The sequence below is a fragment of the Trinickia acidisoli genome (genome assembly GCF_017315725.1).
Taxonomy (GTDB): Bacteria; Pseudomonadota; Gammaproteobacteria; order Burkholderiales; family Burkholderiaceae; genus Trinickia; species Trinickia acidisoli.
This window is the reverse complement of record NZ_JAFLRG010000002.1, coordinates 143,281-162,935: the sequence shown is the minus strand read 5'-3', so window position 1 is coordinate 162,935 and position 19,655 is coordinate 143,281. Positions and strand designations below refer to the sequence as shown.

Below are 19,655 nucleotides of genomic sequence, written 5' to 3'. Positions count from 1 at the left end.
TTACGCGAATTTGTAACAGCTAAAGCCGCCGTTGTTTACCGGCAACGGCGGCGATACCCTGCTTCAGCTCGCGTGGCAGTACTGCCGCGCTGGGTGGCGACGCACGGCGTCGACATCGACGCCGTCGAGCAGCAGGTGAAGCTGCTCGGCCGTCAGTTCGATCACGGCTTGCTGACGGCGGGGCCACACGAAACGGTCGGCCTCGAGGCGTTTCAATAGGAGCCAGAATCCGGCCCTGTCATACAGCAGAAGCTTCACGCGATCGCGTTTGCGGTTGTGGAACGCGAAGACGGCTCGCGCAAGCGGATCGAGTTGCATCGACTGCTCGACTAGCGTGACGAGGCTGTTGATGCCGGCACGGAAGTCGATGGGCTCGCGGTGCAGGTAGATCTGCAGGTCCGCGTCGAAGCGGAACATCAGCGCGCCCCCAACGCTTCGATCATCGCCTTCACGAGAGCGCCATCGTGTGCGGCGCATTCGAGCTGCAGCGTCACGCCGTTGGGCAACTGCGCCGATAGCCGGGCCGGCGTCGCTGTCTTCGCCGCTTCGTATCTGTGTGACGATCGCCGCACGCTCACCGGCTCGGGGTTCGTGCGCACCGGCGCCACCTCGCCCACCGTGACGACCGGCACGAATGCCGATGGCAACGGCTCGACGCTTACCGTCGCAGCGGCGGCATTCGCGCGTTCGCGCAATTGAATCCACTTATGCAGCTGGTTCGCGTTCACACCCGCTTTCAACGCCAGTCCGGCAATTGACGCGCCCGGCTGCAAGCAGGCTTCAATCAGCTTGCGCTTACCTTCGGCGTCAAACCTGCGCTTGCCCGTCGCGGTCACGCCGGTCACCCGCAGTGGCAAGAAGTCAACTTCGTTCTGTGTCATCGGTTGCGTCCGCAAGTTGTCGTTGCGGACGCAAGCCTGCGCTCGTTCAGCTTCCGATTCTAGGTGTGCTTAAATTCGCGCTTGCCCTCGATCCAGCGCAAACTTTCCTTCACGCCGCCACGCTTGCCTTGCGCGTCCTTCGCCTCGCGCGCCCACATCCACGCGTCCAGTACGCCCAACGGCAGGCGCTCGGGTGTCACCGCGTAGGTCGGATGCAAATACATGCCGCGCTGCGCCTCATACGACAGAGGGCCAAGCCCGGTTGTGCCTCGGCCGTTGAAGTCCAGTTCAGTCGTGTCTTGCAAGCACAGCACCACCGGGTTTGCTGCCATGCGCTGCTGGGTCTGCTGCCAATGCGGCTCGAGAATCGTGGCCCACTCGATCTCCTCGTTATCGAAGAAGCGGTATGCCGCTATCGTCTCGCCCCAGCCGCGACACGCCTGCGGCACTCCCACTGTCGGCTTGGCCGCCAATCGTTCCATCAATGTCCTCGCTCTCTTGTTCAGGCGCGCGTCGCCAAGATCGAGGTGGGCGAATTCCGTTTCCGTCCAGCAAGTCGTGTCCAGGGCCAAGGCGTTCACGCAAAGTGCGAAAGTAAACGCGATCCGCCGACTTGAAATTACCCACTATTTTCCCGCCCAAGGCAGTATCCGATCTGGATGTCGACAAGACGATGCATGCCGCGCCAGATAACTTTATTGCCCGGAGGGGGATCGTTGGCGCGTGCGAGATAGCCGCCCAGTTGGGCGAGCTTGATGAGGCTGCGAGATAGGGGCGGCGCTTGTGCGGTACGTGCCGTATCCTTGACGAGTTGGTCAAGAAGCGACGCCTCGGTTGCGGTAAGCGCCACCTCCGGCGGGGCCTCGGGTGCGGATCGATTGATCTCGGTCAGCCAGAATACTCGCCAGGCAAGGATGCAGAAGATGGCGATCAGGTTGGTCAACCGGCCGGCTGTACGCAACTGCGACTCTTCAGCCTTACAGCCGGACTTCAGGTTTTTGTGGAACATCTCTATTTTCCAGCGCATCGCGTACCAATCGATCTTTTCGATCGCGTCTGAACGTGAGTTCACCGGCAGGTCAGTGACAAGTTTCCATTCGACTCGTGGTCGGCCCGCTGGCTCGCCGCACTCCGTCGCGTGGATGACGGTCAGCCTGAGCGCCGGATAGTGCCGCTGCTTCGCGACGGGCGTCCAAACCGTGAGGCGGCGATATCTGATCTCCAGAAGCGCTTGGTGAAAGCGCCCTTTGGCATCGCGAAATTCGATTCGATGTAATCCCTTCACTCGCACCTCTGACATTTCGTCTGCAACCGTATGCTGGCCGTCGCCGGCTAACCTGTTCGTGCAGGTCCGCACTAGGAAATGTGTTTCGAGTTCGCTCGCAGCGCAAAACAGCTCAAAGATGTCGCTTTCTCGGTCTCCGATATGCACGCAGCGACTTGGATCGCCGAGTCGCGCCGTTGACTGCCGCAGGTTCTCAATCCAGCGATAGCTCTCCTTCTCCTCGATCGGTATGCGAGTGAAATTGACTTTGCTGCGCTTCTTCGTGGTGTTCTTGAACTCCTTGCGGCTCCAGAACTTGATGGAGGCTAGTCCGAGCGGCAGACCTTCAGTTGTGACGGCGAGACTTGAGTGCATCAGGATGCCGCATTGCGGGCTTTCCTTGTCGCGACCGTATCGCTTGGCTGCGGTCAGTGTGCTACTTGCATAACCGATGAGTTCGGGACGTTCCCTTTTGTACGAAAACGAGGTGGTGTCCTGAAGTACGAGAATCGGTCCATCGGTCGTGGAAAAGCGCTGTGCGGTAGCCTGGAAATGTCCGCTCAGAATATCTTGCTCATTAACGCGGTCATTGTCCATGAACCGATAGGCTGCCTTGGTGTTGGCCCAGTCCTGGCAGGCGAGCGGAATGGTTTGTCCCATACCCTTCCACAATCGCTCCAGCAGCAACCCGAAGCGCTTGCGAAGGCGAGCGTCCCGAAATCTGCTCCGTTCGATCTCCTGCTCGAGCCACGATGTGTCGTCTTCTTGTCCCGTTCTTGTCATTGATCATTTAGGAATCCTAAACGATCAGAAGTTAACAGAATTTCTGCTTGAGATGTGGGTAATTCCAAGCATCCGCCGACAGTTTACAAGTCCAGCGCTATGTCATTGAAAGTAAACACGTTCTCCCAAGCTCCAGGACGGGCCCCGGAGATATGTATAAGCCGATGCTACAAACCACGTCCAGCATCGGTATGTTAGGTGTAAACACCACAATGCGAGACTGTGCATAGTCTAGTGGAAGCGGCGGATTTGAGACACTCGGTGTCGCCCATTTAAAAAGATGACTAGCATCGGTGCGCGGCTGTTTGCACCTAGTCCCGAATCTCTGCAACGAGAGGGCGTAATCATGGCGAACCTGTGCAGCTTTGGGAGGGTCGTCTGCGTCAAGGTTGTATAGTTGTACTCACAACTAATTGCGCGCATGCCCATCGGTATGTATGCGCTAAAGTTCAAGGAGATGTTAGCAATGCCTACAGAAAGATGGCTGCCTGATTATGTGTTGAAGATTAGTGGCTCGGTAGCGGCAGGTGTCGCACTCCCGACGATGGGCTTCGGCCTATTCATGCGCTATATGAATGAGAATCCCACAGAATGGCTCGTTGGTGCGACGCCGGCGGCGGCCCCCTTCGCGGTGATCGGGGGCAGCGCAGCACTATGCGTGGGAGGGCTCGCAGTCGCTGCTTCGGGTTTCCCCGCGGTCCGCCGTGCTTGCGCTCGCTGGTGCTATGGCCGAGGAAATGCTGTGTCCTTAGGATTCCCGCAGGCCGCACCTGCGCAGGCCGCACCTGCGCAGGCCGCACCTGCGCAGGCCGCACCTGCGCACGCTGCTCTACAGCCCCGCCCCTCCGTTCGCAGTCCGGCTGCTCACGCCGAGCCGGTGATCCAGGCGCCGTGAGCAGCCGATGGAACTGTGGTAGTAGCCACAGGGGGGGGTAGACACGAAAGCTCATAGGTCAGATAGAGCGCAGTGTCACGCTTTGCATTAATGGTCTCCAGGAAAACGTAATCTACCGCGTAACTCGTCTGCACGGCGGAGGTGACCACCTCATTGCCGAATGACTGCGCGAACATGGTTTTTTATGACCACTCAATACCGCTTCGTGTAGGGCGGTGCGGTTGTGCCATTCCACCGCGCTCGGTTCGACGCCATACTCGGATAGCCGCGCGACACGGTCTCACGGCTGGCATATAGCCGGTTTCGCGTAGTTCTGAGATTACCCTCTCGGAACACATACGTTTCCCGAAAAAATCCCGACCGACCTGGCGCAGCCGCTGCTACAGTGCGCTTGCAGATTCGGTATGTCGGGCCATGTGCCTCCTGTTCTTGTGTGTTCTGCTGCGGCTCTGGAACTCCTCCACCCGAGGCCCTTTTCATCGATCGATGATCGATGGGGCTATAACAAGCACGCTCGTCGAGGCGCAGATCTCAGCGCATCAAGCGCTGTCGGTGCACGGTGAGCGCGCCCTTCCGACAGGCGATGAATGCGCTTGGATGGAGATTGTAGGAATGACGGGGCGCGCGAGTGCGGCAGCACGGACGAAATCGGCGCCAGGCGTGGCGAAGGCTGTCAAGCGCCCTGCTGTTAGCGCCGCTATGACAACGACTGACCAGATGCGCGAGCCCGCTATGGGCGAACAGTTTCCCAATGGCATGTCTGGTACTCATACATGAAGGAAGGAGCATCATGAAGTCAATCAGCAATGCCCTGAACAAGCTTTGGGAACGGTTTCGGCGGCACTTTGGGATATCCCCTATGGCCCATAGCGTTATACACATCGCGTCGCGCCGACGGCGAGCTTCGGCAAACCGTTTACATTCAATGACTTGAAAGAGGTGCTTGTAAACTTTGGCGGGATCGCGTCTACTCTCGTGATTTGGGCGGACGCGTGGCGAAGGCAGCACAGCAGTGGACCGAGCAGGAGTTTGCGGGGCTGGATCTGGGCGACGCGCGCCTCAACCGAAGGGCGAAGAAATTGGTGGAACGACTTGCGGCCAAACCGACGGCCAGCATCCCGCAGGCTTGCGACAGTTGGAGCGAGACATGCGCGGCCTATCGTTTTTTGCGCAATACGGACGTGGCCTGGGAAGCCATCCTGGAGCCGCATTGGGCAAGCACGCAGGAACGCATGCGCAGCCAGCCGGTCGTGCTGTGCATTCAAGACACGACCGAGTTGGATTTCAACGGCCAGGAAATCGACGGACTGGGGCCGCTGAACTACGAAGCACGGCGCGGCCTGTATTTGCATCCGACCTACGCGGTGACGAGCGAGCGCGAACCGTTGGGCGTGCTCGACGCGTGGATGTGGGCGCGAGAAAAACGCGAGGCCGATGGCACGCGAGCGGGCCAGAAAGAAAGCGTCCGCTGGGTCGAAGGCTACGAGCGCGTGGCGGAAATGGCAGCGGACATGCCGAGCACACGGCTGGTGTACGTGGCTGATCGCGAGGCGGACATGGTGGAGCTGATGCGCCGGGCGTGCGAGTTGGGCACGCCAGCGGACTGGCTGGTGCGCGCCAAACATGACCGCTGCTTGCCCGATAGCGACGGGGCGAAGCTGTGGTCCAGCACCACGAGCGCAGCGCCCTTGGGTGAGATTAGCTTCGTCACCGGCGCTCGCGAGAATCAAAAAAGCCGCACCGTGCGCCAGCAACTGTGGGCGCGCGAGGTCGAGATTGCGGACGGCCAACGAGGCAAGCTCAAGGTTCACTGCGTGGTGGCCCGCGAAGTGGACGCGCCCGCCGGCGCCAAGCCGATTGAATGGCGCCTGCTGACGAGCCGCGCTGTCGCCACGCAGGAACAAGCGGTCGAACTGATCAATTGGTACCGGGCGCGCTGGGAAATCGAAATCTATTTCCACGTGCTCAAGAATGGCTGCGAAGTGGAATCCCTGCAGTTGGCCGCGGTCGATCGAATCGAGCGTGCTCTGGCCTTGTTCATGGTGGTGGCATGGCGCGTGACCTATCTGATGCGCAAAGGCCGCACCTGTCCGGAGCTGGACGCCTCGTTGTTCTTCGATCCGGACGAAATTCGTGGGGCTCATCTGTTGGCGAAAAAGAAGATGCCAGCGACGCCGCCCACCGTGAACGAGGTCGTACGACTGATCGCGCAAATCGGCGGCTTCCTCGGCCGCAAGGGCGACGGCGAGCCGGGTGCCAAGACGATTTGGCGAGGCCTGGATCAAGTACACGCTGCCGCCGACACGCTACGCGCACTCCGCGAAGGGCTCGGCTGATTTATGTATAAGGCTATGCCTATGGCCCCATCGCCAGGTATGTCGCAGCAGCTGGATCAGCACGGTCACAGTGCGCAACCGATGTCGGCGCCTCGATCCCCGGCACAGTCCTCTCATCAGTTTGCGAAGTAGCCTGTCCAGCATTGTGGATTGAGCGCATCAGAATCTGGTGACTGCTCGTTAGGTAGTGCACTTTTAATACGCACTACGCCTTGCAAGCTGAATTTCGTTGAATGCCTATGTGGGGTGGCTTCAAAATTCGGAAAAAATCGCACGCCATGTGAAATTGTCATTTCGCAAGCGGGCACAAACTGGAACCCGGGATTTGGGGAAGCCTTGTGATTTCAAACAAAACCTGCAAGCAAAAGGAATGCGAGGACTAGGACAACTACTGCACAGCAGTGCGAGACTGGCCAACCACGCTCCCCTCAATCACCCGTGGCCCACTGGAGTCGCCCCCGTGCCCCCACGCACGGACGGAAATGTGCAGCTCTTTTGCGACGCGCTAGTCGCCGCCCATGCCTCTTTGCCGCAGCCTTATCGCAGATATTGGCAAATGGCCGGCAAGGTATTTGGCGAGGCCTACAGCTTGCGTAATCTCGACCGGGATGAAGAGGTTCCTGGTCTCCTCGCGAAAGTCAATCTGCAGGCGGCGGCCGATCCAGCGGCCGCTCGGGACATGAGCCTGCTCGACGCGTATTGCCTGTCGCCCTTGCGCGCCAATGTTGATCAGCATCTGCGTCGTCTCGCAACGGAGTGCCCGGCGGTGCATCAGCGTCTGCAGCAAGCAGGCTTGCGCCGCGACGAGATAGCGTCCCTGTGTCTGTGGTGTGGCGCCGGTATGGGCGTGATCGGTGCAGTCACGATGCCCATCGCCGGTGGCCAGCCCGGTGCGCTGCAATGGGTCGCCCCGCTGGTGCGTAACTTGGAGTCGGCCCTGATGAAGATGCAACACAGCGGCCTGTTCGTGCCCGCGGCAGACCAGCGCTACTTCATTCGGGGTGCCATAGGCGATCAGCAATTTTCCCTAGGCTCGCCCAAGCCCGGCACGCTCTGCCATCTGGGCGCACCCGTCGCTACCAGTCCGGCGGCGCACGAAGATGACTGCGCGGGGTCATTTTCCCGCTTCCCGCACGACGCCAGCTATGACCCGGACCGGATAGTTGAATGGATCTTCGTCCGTTGCGGGTCGCTCGGAGTCGATCTGACCGAGATCAAGCGAGCTTGGTTCGGGCACGGCGTGCGGGAGGTCATTTTTCCCTTCGCGCACTCGGCATATCGCGTTGACACTGACGGCGTTGAGCCTCGCCATCTCTGGCAGCCCGGCAGCGGCGCGCAGCCCGGATCGATGCGCGTCGTGCGGGCCCAACTGTGTCGCGTCAACGACGACCAACGGCGGGCGCTGGAGGCAATCGTTGGGCGCGTGGCGGGCTACGCCGTGCGCATCGAGACGGTTGAGCCCGCAGCCCCTGAGCCATCGGCCGCAGCTGGCATAGCCAATCCACCACCGCGTTCGGCCATCCCGATCTGTCCACCCATGAGCTTTCCGTACCGCATACAGCCAGGCTGAAAACCGGCGAACCGCGCAAGCGTCCCAAACCGGCGTATCGGGTGACCAACGATCAGCACGTGCGCGCCCCACTCGGCCCACGAGTTCGTCAGCATATCGCTGCTCAGTAGCCGATACACCGTGCGACGACGTGTTCGCCTGCGCCCCACTGGACACAACGGCCCCTGACAACTTGGTCAACCGTGCCGCTCGTGCTCTCTGCCATTGCGTCGCTCCCGTTTCCGAATCAGGCTGCAACAAGGTCGAATATAGATGTGCAACCTGCCCTGGTGTTAGCGGCGGCGTCAATTTCACGCGAAACAGGCGGTTTGAAACTCACGATGGTGAACGGCGTCAAGCGGCGGGTTCGGGGTCGCTCTGGTCTTTCATGCGATAGCTCTTACCTTCGATGACGACGGTCTCGGCGTGATGCAAGACGCGATCGAGCAGCGCGGAGGTCAAGGTGCTGTCGTGGTTCAGGATCTCAGGCCAGTGCTTGAAGGCACGGTTGGAGGTGATGACGGTAGCGCCGTGTTCGTAGCGTTGACTGGCGATCTGGAACAGAATGTCGGCGCCTTGCTGGTCGATGGGCAAATAGCCGAGCTCATCGATAATCAACAGTCGCGGCTTGACGTAGCGGCGCAATTCACGCTTGAGCCCACCATGGGCACAGGCAGCATTCACGGCATTGATGATGTCCACGGCCGTGGCAAACAGCACCGAGTAGCCGCGCAAGCAGGCGGTATGGCCCAGCGCGATGCTCAAGTGGCTTTTGCCGAGCCCGACGCCGCCCAGGAAGATCACGTTGGCGTGCTCCTCGATGAAGGTCAGGCGAAACAAGTTCTGGATCTGCAGGCGATTGATCTTGGCGGGCCAGTTCCATTCGAACTGGTCCAGTGTCTTGAGCACTGGGAAACGCGCGAGCGCGACTCGCCGCGCGACGCTGCGATCTTCGCGTCGATGCGCTTCGCCTTCGATCAGGCGGGCCAGATACTCGACATGCGACCAGTGCAGGGTGGCCGCCTCGCTGGCCAACGCCTCGTAGTGTTGCAGCGTGTAGGCCAGATGTAGATGCATAAGCTGGATGCGCAGCGTCGTCGCGCCATCGGCGCCGGATTGCGGCGCGCTCGATTCAGCTTTTGTCTTTGTCGTCGTCTTGTTCATCGCAGGCCTCCGGCACGCGGTAGCACGAGAGATCCGGCTGGGCGAGCTCGAGCTCCAGCCAATCCTGATGGCGGATCAGATGCAGTGCGCCGGCCTCGGGCCGCTGCCGCGCTCTGGCCTCGAGCATGTTGGCGATGTACTCGCAACTGAAGGCCTGGAACGCGAGCCCGTCCTGCAAGGCGCGCGCGACGGCCTCGATGCCATAGATTTCGCTCAACGCGACGATCTTGCGCGCATGCTGGCGCGCATTGGTGCGCCGTTGCTCGAGGCCGTCGTAATAGGCCTGGGCGTGCGGGCCCAGGCTCAGGAAGCGCAGCATCAGGCGCTGTTCACGCGCATGGTGGCGCTGCGCGAGCAGGGCCTTCGGATGTTCGAGATCCTCGATATCCTGAAGACGCTCGTAGCTGCGCACATGGCGGGCGATCAACTGGTTCTCGTAGTAGAGGCAGACCCGATCGGGGTAGGCCTTGAGCGTGACGCGCGTATTGGCATAGCGCGCCGGCACCGAGTAGTGGTTGGCGTCCAGCGCCACACGAAACTGGCTGCTCGCGCGCACCGTGAGGATGCGCGCGACGTCGTAGGGCGAAGCATTGAGCGGCTTCAGATGCACTCGCTCGCTCTCGAACAGATCGAGGGGGCGCTGGTGCGTCTCGCCGTGGATGCGCACGTTGGCAATGGTATCGAGCCAGAGTCGGGCTGCGGGGTTGATGGCGCTGAATTCGGCCAGTTCGAGCCCGTTCAAGAAGTTCTTCTTGATGTAGCCCACGCCGTTCTCGACACGCCCCTTCTCGTTGCCTTTGCCGACGTTGCAGGCGACGATGTCGAACCCCCAGTGGCGCGCGGCATCGAGGTAGCGCGGATTGAATACCGGCGCCTGTCCGATCAGCCGCTGTAGCACCGCGGACTTCAAATTGTCCACCATGACCTTGCGCGGACAGCCCTGGAAGGCCGCAAACGCATGCTCATGGCAAGCGAGGAAGTGCTCCATCGTCTGCGAGACGGTGAACTCCAAATACATCAGCCGGCTGTAGCACAGCACCATCACGAAGAACGACAGCCGCCGCCGGGTCGAGCCCACGGCAATCGAGCCGTATTCGCCCCAGTCGACCTGGGCACATTCGCCGGGGGCGAACGCGAGCTTCAGGAATGCCTCGCGCCGCGGCGGCCGGATCTTGCTCACGTAGTCGCGCACGATCGTGTAGCCGCCGTCGAAGCCGGCCTCGCGCAAGCGCTGGAAGATCTGCTGCGCGCTGTACGGGTGCGTATCGAGCCAGCGCACGACCTGCGCCTTGAACGGATCGAGCCGACTCACACGCGGCGGCGATTGACGGCGCCGATACCGGTCGGCCTTCACCCACTTCGACACCGTTTGCGGATGCAGACCGAGCGCGCTCGCCGTCTGTGTGATCGTCAGGTGCTGCCGATCATGACAGTCGCGAATCTTGCAGTACGTCTCGTAATCAAGCACGGTACTTGCCCAGCGCCGCGTGCAGTTGCTCGAGCTGCATCGCCACGTCCGCGTGAGGCAGCGGCGCCGGTTCAGGCCCCGGCGCATCCAGCGCCAGCACCTGGTAGATCGGCCTGTGCCAGGCGATCAGGCCGACGCGGATCAGGTTGCTGCGGGCCATCTCCAGGCGCGCTGGCGCCATCGACAGACGCCGCGAGAGCGTCGCGTCGGCGTAATAGCTCAGACCCTGCGAGTCGGCGACGCAGACCAGAAACAGGTACAGCGTTCGATGTAGCGCTCGCGCACCAGCCGGTGATCGACCCAACTGAAGTGCGCCGGAATCTGCCGGATCCGCTCAGGGCAAATCACGCGCTTGATCGGCATGCTCGCGCCCTCCGCTCAAGATGTCCTGCCCCAGTTGTAGCAGCCGCTGGCTGCTGCGCACGATGTCCTCTTGTAACGGGCTATCGGTCAAATGGGCGATCAGCCCAATCAGGACGGCCGGTTGCGCCGATAAGACCTCTTGTAACGCAGCGTCGCCCGAATCGACCGCAGAGCCTTGTGTGGAAAGGGTTTGCGCAAGACAGTCCTCTTGTAACGCATCCGCACAGCTCTCGGACTTCCGTTTCGTTCGACGCCAGTAGCCCGGATGCTCGGCGCGCCAACGCCGCACCCGCGCGACATGCTCCGTGCCGCAGAAATAGTCCTGGTTCTCGGGTTTGGTCTGCCATTGCCGCTGGCTGGCGGCTTTGCTCGCCTGGCGACACGCGGATTCACTGCAGTACCGCTGGTGCCGCGCATTGCGGGGATCCGGACGAAACCAGGCCCCGCAATGCCGGCACTTTCGCTGTCCGAGGCGCTTCATGACGCGGCCCTTCTTGGGGACAGATCATGCGCGCACGCCTATGCCTGCGCCTCGCCGTGAAGGTTGGGCACGAACAAAAGGCAACAGCCGAAGAAGAAGCGAAAAGCGAAGAACAGTCGTAAGCACCTCGCGAAGGCCGTTCGCAATACGGCGTGCGCGTAAGGCATGATCAGGTATCGGGCGATTTGATTTTTTGGCCGCTGGCAATCAGTCCGTGGAGGCCGGTAAGCAAGACTGCCCTGGCAGTTTGCTAGCGACGTTCCAGGGCAGCAGTTCGTCGATACGGTTGATAGGGTGATCAGCGATATGGGTCAGGACGTATTCGAGGTAGGCGCGTGGATTGATCGCGTTGAGCTTGCACGTGCCGATCAAGCTGTACATTGCGGCAGCCCGCTCACCCCCACTATCGGAGCCGGCGAACAGGAAGTTCTTCCGACCCAGACTTACGCAACGCAGCGCGTTTTCAGCCAGGGCGTTGCTGATCTCGGCACGCCCCTCTTGGCAGTACAGCGCGAGGGCATCCCACTGGTTAAGCGTAAGCGCTAAATCTGCCACACGTCGTGAGATCTGACGTTACCGGGCAACATGTTTCGAATCGGAGCTAAAGTCGAAAGTAATGGAATGGACGCCCCCACCCGAAACGGCATCGATGTGCCAAAGTGGAAGTGTCGAAGCAACCACCTGACCGAGGGGAGCGCCCATCATGAAGATTACGACAGTTGGCATCGATCTGGCGAAGAACGTGTTTGCCGTTCATGGCGTGAACGAGCATGGCCGAACCGTGCTCAGAAAAGTTCTCAAACGCGATCAGATGGCGGAGTTCTTCGCCAATCTGCCGACCTGTCTTGTGGGCATGGAGGCATGCAGCAGTGCTCACTATTGGGCTCGCAAGCTGCAAGGCATGGGCCACACGGTACGTCTCATTGCCCCGCAGTTCGTCAAACCCTACGTCAAGACGAACAAGAATGACGCCGCCGATGCCGAAGCGATCTGCGAGGCCGTCGCACGACCGAACATGCGCTTTGTGCCGGTCAAGAATATCGAGCAGCAGTCGGTGTTGTCGCTGCACCGCGTTCGCCAAGGTTTCGTGCGGGCGCGCACCGCGCAAGCCAACCAGATTCGCGGCCTGCTCAGCGAATTCGGGATTGTCGTTCCCCAGGGGGTTGCTCATCTCGCCCGTCGGGTGCCCGAGCTAATCGAGGATGCCACCAATGAGTTGACGGGTTCCTTCCGGCTGCTCATTCAACGCCTCCTGGACCATCTGAAGGACCTCGACCGCCAGGTCCGCGAGCTCGAGCAGCAAATCCAAGCCTGGCACCGTAGCGACGATACAAGTTGCAAGCTTGCACGCGTGCCCGGCATCGGACCACTGACTGCCAGCGCACTGGTCGCGTCTATCGGTGACGCAAAGAGTTTCAGGAGCGGACGGCAACTCGCGGCGTGGCTCGGTCTGGTGCCCAAGCAAAACTCCAGCGGCGGAAAAAACGTTCTCCTCGGCATCAGCAAGCGCGGGGATACCTATTTGCGAACGCTGCTGATTCACGGCGCGCGTTCCGTTATGCAGGTTGCCGAGCGCAAGCTGCAAAAGGACGGCTGGTTGCATGGATTGCTACAGCGACGAAATGCAAATGTCGCGGCCGTCGCACTCGCGAACAAGAACGCCCGGATCATATGGGCGCTGCTCGCTCACGACCGAGAGTTCCGACCGGATTACACGCCCGCAACTGCGGCCGCGTAATCCGGTCGGACAGCATTGACGTGAGCCACTGACAGGAGAGATGCAAACCACCGATTGCTCAGGCGATCATGACGTGATGGCGAGACAGGTCAGACCGTGGCCGGGAAACTCTGAGTACACCAGTGTGCGCAAGAGCACGCGAAAGTGATGAGAGTCCGGCCAGCGCATTCCATCAGGGACCGCCGGCCTCGCGCCGGACGTCAAAGTCCGGATGCATGGCTGCAATCTCTACCTTCAGTTCGTCACAAATGAGAGCTTGGCAAACCGGGGGCGTCCATGCATGGTGTACGGAGGAGTTGAGGCGGGAAGTTGAAGGCGGTGGAGGTTTCAGCTGAGAATCTGATTGTCGAAGTCGGAAACCAGCAACCAAACAAACCATCCACCATGAGCAAGGATACGGAAAAAGCAGTCGTCGGTCTATCGGGAGTCGGGCTTGGTCTGGACGAGTTGGTTCGTCACGGGGCGCGGCAAGTGATTCAACAAGCGATTGAAGCGGAGTTGGCGGAGTTGATGGAACGGTTCGCGAACGTCAAGACTTTGCAAGGGCAACGCGCCGTTGTGCGCAACGGCTACTTGCCCGAGCGCGAGGTGCTGACGGCCGCCGGGCCGATCGCGGTGAAGGTGCCGAAGGTACGAGATCGATCGGGATCGGGCGTGAAGTTCAATTCGACGATCGTGCCACCGTACGTGAGGAAGTCGCCTCGCGTGAGCGCAGCGCTGCCCTGGCTGTATCTGAAGGGCATCTCGACGGGCGACATGGGCGAAGCGTTGAGCGTGCTGCTGGGCGATGACGCCAAGGGCTTGTCGGCCAACGTGGTGAGCCGACTGAAGGCGCAATGGGCCGACGAGCATGTGGCTTGGAGCCAGCGTGACATGTCCGAGTCGCACTACGTCTATTGGTGGGTCGACGGCATTCACACGGGGCTGCGCAGCGAGAACTCCGACGGGCAATGCTTGCTGGTCATCATCGGCGTGAAGCCGGACGGGAGCAAAGAGCGTGTGGCGATCGGCGATGGGTATCGCGAAACGAAAGCATCGTGGCTGGAGCTGCTGCTCGACCTGAAAAAGCGCGGCCTGAAGGCAGGGCCACGGCTGGCGGTTGGCGACGGCGCCATGGGCTTCTGGGCGGCGCTGGAAGAGGTGTTTCCGGCCACACGTGGCCAGCGCTGCTGGTTTCACAAGATGGGCAACGTGCTGAACGCGCTGCCCAAGTCGCAACAGGCACGCGCGAAGGCCGACATGCAATCGATTTGGATGGCGGCGACCCGCGCCGAAGCCCACGCCGCATTCGATCGTTTCGTGTCGATTTATGCGGCCAAATATCCGAAGGCGACCGAGACGTTGAAGAAGGACCGAGAGAGCTTGCTCGCGTTTTACGAATTCCCCGCCGAGCACTGGCAGCATTTGCGCACGACCAACGCGATTGAATCGACGTTCGCAACGGTGCGCCACCGTACAACGCGCACGCGTAACTGCGTATCGCGACCCACCTTCCTCGGGCTGGCATTCAAACTGATCGAGGAAGCCGAGAAAACTTGGCGCCGTATCAACGGCCCGGAAAAGATCAAGCTGTTGCTCGAGGGCGTTGCCTTCAAAGACGGCGAACCGGTGCAAGATGATCGGCCGGGTCAGCAGAAACTCGCCGCCTGAAATCGACCGCCATCAAAATGTTCGTACACCACTCTTGACGTTAGCTCTTCGAATCGATAGTTACCGGGTAACGAAGGAGGTGCAAGATGGCGCAAACGACGGCACAGCGGCAAGCGGCTTATCGGGCAAGACGCGAGACGGCAGGCAAGGACGGCAATGGTGATCGACGTCTGGATATGTGGATGAGCACGGAAGCGTATCTTGCTTTGACGCGGTTAGCTCGCCGTTACTCGGTAACGAAGCGCCAGATGCTGGAACGGTTGATCGTGCGGGCAGACGACGCGATCGTGCGCCGACTCGATCCCGATTCGCAGCAGTGGGACCAATACTTCGGCCCAGTGCGATAGCGATTGAAGTTACCCGGTAACGACTTGCTGTCGAGCGAAATTGAACGGTAGCAGGTCGCTAATATCGGCATCCGGTGGGCGCTGCGGCAATTCGGTCAGCACGTGCAGCAGGTAGGCATGGGGATCGACGCCACACGCTCGAAGGACTAAACCGCTCGCGCGGTAGGGGCTACGATCCGACGCTGAAGGTCAGGGAGAGGCCGGTCGCGCGGCTTTATGTTGGCGAATGAGGCAATCCGCCTCGTTCTTCAGCAGGAGTCCCATCATGACCTCCTCACAGTCAAACGTCAGTCCGCTGCGCCAGCGCATGATCGACGACATGCGCATGCGCCAGCTTGCCCCCAAGACGCAGGACATCTATCTGCACATCGTGCGTGAGTTCGCGCGGTTTCTCGGACGCTCACCGGACACGGCCACCGTCGAGGACCTGCGCCGCTACCAGCTCCATCTGGTCGACCACGGCACATCGGCCGTGTCGCTGAACCACGCGATCACCGGCCTGAAGTTCTTCTTCACCGTCACGCTCGACCGGCCCGAGCTGATGGTCAGAATGCATCCCGTGCGCGTGCCCCGCATATTGCCCGTCGTGCTCAGTCCCGATGAGGTCCGGCGCCTCATCGAGGCGGCCGGCAACCTCAAGCACCAGACCGCGCTGTCGGTCGCGTACGGCGCGGGGCTACGCGCCAGCGAAGTGGTCGCGCTGAAGGTCACCGACGTCGACAGCGAACGCATGACACTGCGTATCGAGCAGGGCAAGGGCCGCCGCGACCGCTATGCGATGCTCTCACCGGTGCTGCTCGAGCGTCTGCGTGCGTGGTGGCGCGTGGCGCGTGCGCAGGGCAAGATGCTCGATGGCGGGTGGCTGTTTCCCGGCCTCGATCCGCTCGATCAGTTGAGCACGCGGCAACTGAACCGCGCCATTCATGCCGCCGCCGAGGCTGCGAACATCGACAAGCGCGTGTCCATGCACACGCTTCGGCATAGCTTCGCGACACACTTGCTTGAACAGAAGGTGGACATCCGCGTGATCCAGGTGCTGCTCGGCCATGCGAAGCTCGAGAACACCGCGCTCTACGTCCAGGTGGCCACCGACCTGCTGCGCGAGGTCACCAGTCCGCTGGACCGTCTGCCCTCCGAGTAGACCCGCGTGCTGTAGCGCCTCATGCTGGAGGTTGCGGACATCTTCCGCAGCCACGGGCCAGCGTGGCGGGCCACCACACAGTTGAGCCTGGGGCAGCTGAAGGTCATGTCGGCCATCGAACGGTGCCGCACGGCGGCACTGGGCGGGCATGTGCTGCGCTGTTCAGGCTGCGCAAGGACAGAGGTGTCCTTCAACTCGTGCCGCAACCGGCATTGCCCGAAGTGCCAGGCCAGCGCAGCACACCGCTGGCTGGAGGCACGCCAGGCCGATCTGCTGCCCGTCGAATATTTCCACGTCGTCTTCACGCTGCCCGCGCCCGTCAGCGCCATCGCCTGGTACAACAAGCGGATCATCTACGGCCTGCTGCTCGACATCGCCTTTGAGACGCTGCGCACGATCGCCGCCGATCCCAAACACCTCGGCGCCCAGATCGCGGCCACGCTCGTACTGCATACCTGGGGCTCGGCCCTCACGCATCACCCGCATGTGCACGGCATCGTGCCCGGTGGCGGGCTGTCGCCCGATGGTGAGCGCTGGATCGCCTGCCGGCCCGGCTTCTTCCTGCCGGTGCGCGTGCTCTCACGCCTGTTCCGCCGACGCTTCCTCGAAGCGCTCGAAGTGGCCCACCGCAATGGCCAGCTACAGTTCTTCGGCGAGTACACCGGGCTCGCGGACCCCGCCACCTTTGCCCGGTGGCTGGCACCGCTGCGTACCTGCGAATGGGTGGTCTACGCAAAGCGCCCGTTCGCCGGACCGAAGGCGGTGCTCGAGTACCTCTCACGCTACACGCACCGCGTCGCCATCTCCAACCAGCGTCTGCTCGCCTTCGACGAGCGCGGCGTGACGTTCCGTTGGAAGGACTATCGCGCGAAGGGGCGCACCCGCTACAAAACCATGACGCTAGAGGCTAGCGAATTCATGCGCCGCTTCCTGCTCCATGTGCTGCCCGGTGGTTTCCATCGCATCCGTCACTACGGGCTGCTCGCCAACCCGGTCCGACGCGCCAGTCTCGCCAAAGTGCGCGAGCTGCTGCACGTCGCACCCGGCATCGCCCCGTCACCGGACACCACCATCGCTACCCGGCCCGTCTTCGTCTGCCGCCACTGCGGCGCGCCGATGATCGTCATCGACGTATTCGCGCGCAGCGCCCCAATCCGCGCACCCCCAACGCACCGGCCGCACACATGAACTCCACGGTTCCCCGATATCCGAACCGACCGTCGGCTTTGCGGCAACGCGGCCCACGAGCGGACGTTTGCGCGTGTCACGTCGCCACGCTCCTCGCACGGCCGCCTCGTCATCGCGATTACACGACGGCACCGCTTCGCTACCCTGTCAGCGCCCAGCCAGCATCCAACTCCGTCCAGTTGCACCCGGCACGATTGAGCATCCCCGCCTATCAATCGCCATAGCCGCGAAATCTCCAACCGCATCGGGGCACTCCGCGGTTTCCTCCATCGGGCTTATTCGACGCCTGCCGACATGTGCAGAGGTATGCACATTCATGCGCCCGATGGCTGGCATCGAATAAACCTTAACGATTTAACGATAGCCGCGAAATCTCCAACCGCATCGGGGCACTCCGCGGTTTCCTCCATCGGGCTTATTCGACGCCTGCCGACATGTGCAGAGGTATGCACATTCATGCGCCCGATGGCTGGCATCGAATAAACCTTAACGATAACCGACCGCTTACATACGTGCGCGAAATTGAGCATCAGACTTGTGTGTAATGGAATGTGCTCCCCCCTCCCAGCTAACACAAACCGTTGGCAAGATGAGATACCATGCGATCGCCTGGGGCGAGAGATGCCGAAGAATCCGCGAACGTCACGGCGGCCCGATAAAAATTGTTTGAACAATGCCCGCCTAGACATCGAATCGCTCAAATGACGTTGGGTTTGGATAGTAAATATAGGATATCCTGTCTCCAAACTGCCGTTGAACCGTTGGTGCACCCAGCCTCTGTGTTACGCCTTCGATGCCATCTCCGATCTGGACACCATCTATCGCCGACGAAAATAGCAATTCCATCCGAACGTCGTATAACTCCCAGTCACGTTGAAAAGCACGTAACCCCCTCCGCAGGCAACCTGGCCTCCGTCGCACCGGGCGTGATCGAATGATACGGCTCACGAGGCGGCATCACATGGTCTTATCCGCCACATTTGCCAAACTCCAGCGCTCCCAGATTGCCATGGTTGCCGCGCGATAGTGCTCCATCTGAGCAGGAAAATGCACCAGATGGCTGTTACGTGTCGCATAGACCGGTGAAGTCGCGAGCGTCATCGCATCCACAACGTAGGCGGCATTTAACATATTCAGCGCTTGCAGTCCTTCCTGGATTGCCAGTTGATCGCCGCCGCTCGCGTAGACCGTCGAACGGTCTGAAACCTGCTCGATCCGTTCGCAAAGTTGCTCAACCACTGCATGCATCGCCGAGACGTTTCGCACGCCGATCATGCATGAATTGATTGTCCAAGCGGTATGATCGGTGCCAATCATGAAGTCGCGTTGTCCGATCACCCTTTCGATCTCGATCTGCTGGTTGATCGCCAGAATGTCGGCGTCAACCCAGAAAACGAATTCGTGCTCAAGCAAATGCCGCCTGATCAGATGCATCTTGACCCAGTTTGCCGTCACTCCATCAGGCAGAAACGTAGGATTGTCGCGGTAAAGATGGTAACCATAGCCGTGCCGCAGGCAGTAACGCGAGAAATTGTCTTCGTGAATCTTGCCGTATCCAGCTACGTTAGGCGTAAACAGGCTCACAAATGCGATTGGCGCGTCCGAATTGAGATGAAGTTCCGGGGCTTCGTTGTCGGCAGGCCGATGCAGCAGCTGAGAGGGCGGCACAGCGCCGTTAGCCAATGCGGTCGATTCGTCGATCAGCACCTGAACGTAGCGAAAATCGTAATCGAGTTTGGGATGCCAGCAACCGTTCGACATCGTCCACCGTGGCGCGCCATGTGCAACGAACGGCTGTGCACGGGCCATAACTCCTATCGCGCTGCCTGTTGCCCAGACCGCTGGCACGGATGGGAGGTATCCATTGCGCAAGTATTCTGTGCACCCGACGGGCTTGAACCACTCCTTGAGCAACAACGATTCGGGCCCTTCAGGAACATCGGGCAGATTGTACGCCCATCTGGCAATGTGATAGATCAGGCTTCTTAAGCGCTCGCGCATGCTCGCCGAATTGCGAAAGATCATCGCGCTCGGAGCCGGCAGATCACTACCGGGCTCCTGGGTCGTCACCAGCATTTCGTAGCCCTCGATGACGGCGTCCAGATCCTGTGCGCCATAGACGACGGCGAACTGATCGAGAACCAACAGGACCAGAGAGTCGTCGCTGTTGACGAGGTGATGGTAAATCAGATGATATTTGTGTAGCACGCTCTGGCGTTCCCCGTACACGTGGGTAGCGTCGACCACGGCGTGGCGATACTGCCACTGATGCGCATAACGTGCGTGGTTTTCCACCAGTCCATCTACCGGCTTGTTGGAGAGGATGGTAAGCACAATATTCTGAGTTCGCATGACAAGTGTATGGAAAGGTGTCGATTACAATACGTGTCCCGTGTCTTAAACTCGT

At 60.7% G+C, this 19,655-nt stretch carries 15 protein-coding genes and 3 pseudogenes; 7 read left to right on the top strand and 11 right to left on the bottom strand.

Annotation, left to right across the window (positions count from 1 at the left end; translation table 11 throughout):
- Window positions 1-63: 63 nt before the first annotated feature.
- The 4 genes and pseudogenes from tnpB to J3485_RS19305 all read right to left on the bottom strand — a co-directional run bounded on the left by tnpB (window position 64) and on the right by J3485_RS19305 (window position 2,928).
- Window positions 64-417, bottom strand: a complete 354-nt coding sequence (tnpB, locus tag J3485_RS19320) for an IS66 family insertion sequence element accessory protein TnpB (protein ID WP_021163842.1) — start codon at window positions 415-417, stop codon at window positions 64-66.
- The gene (gene tnpA, locus J3485_RS19315; RefSeq protein ID WP_206955978.1) at window positions 417-881 is read right to left on the bottom strand and encodes an IS66-like element accessory protein TnpA; all 465 of its coding nucleotides are present in this window, start codon (window positions 879-881) and stop codon (window positions 417-419) included. Before tnpA ends, tnpB begins: the two co-directional genes overlap by 1 nt.
- 83 nt (window positions 882-964) lie before the next feature.
- Window positions 965-1,453, bottom strand: a pseudogene (locus tag J3485_RS19310) (IS4/Tn5 family transposase DNA-binding protein); the annotation flags it as partial.
- A gap of 47 nt (window positions 1,454-1,500) precedes the next feature.
- Window positions 1,501-2,928 (bottom strand): IS4 family transposase, encoded by a 1,428-nt coding sequence (locus J3485_RS19305; protein WP_206955977.1) that lies wholly within the window; start codon window positions 2,926-2,928, stop codon window positions 1,501-1,503.
- Window positions 2,929-4,815: 1,887 nt separating this feature from the next.
- On the opposite strand from J3485_RS19305, the gene J3485_RS19300 reads away from it, so the two are divergent.
- The gene (locus J3485_RS19300; RefSeq protein WP_206955976.1) at window positions 4,816-6,159 is read left to right on the top strand and encodes an IS4 family transposase; all 1,344 of its coding nucleotides are present in this window, start codon (window positions 4,816-4,818) and stop codon (window positions 6,157-6,159) included.
- Window positions 6,160-6,715: 556 nt separating this feature from the next.
- Window positions 6,716-7,729 carry a hypothetical protein gene (locus J3485_RS19295; RefSeq protein WP_206955975.1) on the top strand — a complete coding sequence of 338 codons (1,014 nt, stop codon included), beginning with the start codon at window positions 6,716-6,718 and terminating at the stop codon, window positions 7,727-7,729.
- Between the two features lie 333 nt (window positions 7,730-8,062).
- Here the strand turns inward: J3485_RS19295 and istB are convergent, their stop codons facing one another.
- The 5 genes and pseudogenes from istB to J3485_RS19270 all read right to left on the bottom strand — a co-directional run.
- On the bottom strand, window positions 8,063-8,872 hold the full coding sequence (gene istB, locus J3485_RS19290) for an IS21-like element helper ATPase IstB (protein ID WP_206955974.1): 810 nt from the start codon (window positions 8,870-8,872) through the stop codon (window positions 8,063-8,065).
- Window positions 8,841-10,340 carry an IS21 family transposase gene (gene istA / locus J3485_RS19285; RefSeq protein WP_206955973.1) on the bottom strand — a complete coding sequence of 500 codons (1,500 nt, stop codon included), beginning with the start codon at window positions 10,338-10,340 and terminating at the stop codon, window positions 8,841-8,843. Before istA ends, istB begins: the two co-directional genes overlap by 32 nt.
- Entirely contained in the window at window positions 10,333-10,644 is a 312-nt protein-coding gene (locus tag J3485_RS19280) for a hypothetical protein (protein ID WP_206955972.1), read from the bottom strand. Before J3485_RS19280 ends, istA begins: the two co-directional genes overlap by 8 nt.
- Window positions 10,645-10,674: 30 nt before the next feature.
- Window positions 10,675-11,184 (bottom strand): hypothetical protein, encoded by a 510-nt coding sequence (locus J3485_RS19275; protein WP_206955971.1) that lies wholly within the window; start codon window positions 11,182-11,184, stop codon window positions 10,675-10,677.
- Window positions 11,185-11,391: 207 nt separating this feature from the next.
- Window positions 11,392-11,718, bottom strand: a pseudogene (locus J3485_RS19270) (transposase domain-containing protein); the annotation flags it as partial.
- Between the two features lie 169 nt (window positions 11,719-11,887).
- On the opposite strand from J3485_RS19270, the gene J3485_RS19265 reads away from it, so the two are divergent.
- The 3 genes from J3485_RS19265 to J3485_RS19255 all read left to right on the top strand — a co-directional run bounded on the left by J3485_RS19265 (window position 11,888) and on the right by J3485_RS19255 (window position 14,919).
- Window positions 11,888-12,922 (top strand): IS110 family RNA-guided transposase, encoded by a 1,035-nt coding sequence (locus J3485_RS19265; protein ID WP_206955970.1) that lies wholly within the window; start codon window positions 11,888-11,890, stop codon window positions 12,920-12,922.
- Between the two features lie 384 nt (window positions 12,923-13,306).
- Window positions 13,307-14,572, top strand: a complete 1,266-nt coding sequence (locus tag J3485_RS19260) for an IS256 family transposase (protein ID WP_206955969.1) — start codon at window positions 13,307-13,309, stop codon at window positions 14,570-14,572.
- An 86-nt stretch (window positions 14,573-14,658) separates the two neighbouring features.
- Window positions 14,659-14,919 (top strand): hypothetical protein, encoded by a 261-nt coding sequence (locus J3485_RS19255; RefSeq protein ID WP_206955968.1) that lies wholly within the window; start codon window positions 14,659-14,661, stop codon window positions 14,917-14,919.
- 9 nt (window positions 14,920-14,928) lie between these two features.
- Here the strand turns inward: J3485_RS19255 and J3485_RS28995 are convergent.
- Window positions 14,929-15,069 (bottom strand): annotated as a pseudogene (locus J3485_RS28995) (transposase domain-containing protein); the annotation flags it as partial.
- A 115-nt stretch (window positions 15,070-15,184) separates the two neighbouring features.
- Here J3485_RS28995 and J3485_RS19245 point away from each other — a divergent pair.
- Together J3485_RS19245 and J3485_RS19240 are read left to right on the top strand one after the other, a co-directional pair.
- Window positions 15,185-16,060 (top strand): tyrosine-type recombinase/integrase, encoded by an 876-nt coding sequence (locus J3485_RS19245; protein WP_206955967.1) that lies wholly within the window; start codon window positions 15,185-15,187, stop codon window positions 16,058-16,060.
- 21 nt (window positions 16,061-16,081) lie between these two features.
- Window positions 16,082-17,248 (top strand): IS91 family transposase, encoded by a 1,167-nt coding sequence (locus J3485_RS19240; protein WP_206955966.1) that lies wholly within the window; start codon window positions 16,082-16,084, stop codon window positions 17,246-17,248.
- Between the two features lie 957 nt (window positions 17,249-18,205).
- Here the strand turns inward: J3485_RS19240 and J3485_RS19235 are convergent.
- Window positions 18,206-19,600 (bottom strand): glycosyltransferase family protein, encoded by a 1,395-nt coding sequence (locus J3485_RS19235; RefSeq protein WP_206955965.1) that lies wholly within the window; start codon window positions 19,598-19,600, stop codon window positions 18,206-18,208.
- Window positions 19,601-19,655 lie beyond the last annotated feature (55 nt).

What these genes read in the sequence shown, in the direction of transcription:
- istB (WP_206955974.1), bottom strand. Translation starts at nt 8,872, where the DNA reads ATGAACAAGACGACGACAAAGACAAAAGCTGAATCGAGCGCGCCGCAA.
- J3485_RS19265 (WP_206955970.1), top strand. Translation starts at nt 11,888, where the DNA reads ATGAAGATTACGACAGTTGGCATCGATCTGGCGAAGAACGTGTTTGCC.
- J3485_RS19260 (WP_206955969.1), top strand. Translation starts at nt 13,307, where the DNA reads ATGAGCAAGGATACGGAAAAAGCAGTCGTCGGTCTATCGGGAGTCGGG.
- J3485_RS19255 (WP_206955968.1), top strand. Translation starts at nt 14,659, where the DNA reads ATGGCGCAAACGACGGCACAGCGGCAAGCGGCTTATCGGGCAAGACGC.
- J3485_RS19240 (WP_206955966.1), top strand. Translation starts at nt 16,082, where the DNA reads ATGCTGGAGGTTGCGGACATCTTCCGCAGCCACGGGCCAGCGTGGCGG.
- J3485_RS19305 (WP_206955977.1), bottom strand. Translation starts at nt 2,928, where the DNA reads ATGACAAGAACGGGACAAGAAGACGACACATCGTGGCTCGAGCAGGAG.
- J3485_RS19295 (WP_206955975.1), top strand. Translation starts at nt 6,716, where the DNA reads ATGGCCGGCAAGGTATTTGGCGAGGCCTACAGCTTGCGTAATCTCGAC.
- J3485_RS19275 (WP_206955971.1), bottom strand. Translation starts at nt 11,184, where the DNA reads ATGAAGCGCCTCGGACAGCGAAAGTGCCGGCATTGCGGGGCCTGGTTT.
- J3485_RS19235 (WP_206955965.1), bottom strand. Translation starts at nt 19,600, where the DNA reads ATGCGAACTCAGAATATTGTGCTTACCATCCTCTCCAACAAGCCGGTA.
- tnpB (WP_021163842.1), bottom strand. Translation starts at nt 417, where the DNA reads ATGTTCCGCTTCGACGCGGACCTGCAGATCTACCTGCACCGCGAGCCC.
- tnpA (WP_206955978.1), bottom strand. Translation starts at nt 881, where the DNA reads ATGACACAGAACGAAGTTGACTTCTTGCCACTGCGGGTGACCGGCGTG.
- J3485_RS19245 (WP_206955967.1), top strand. Translation starts at nt 15,185, where the DNA reads ATGACCTCCTCACAGTCAAACGTCAGTCCGCTGCGCCAGCGCATGATC.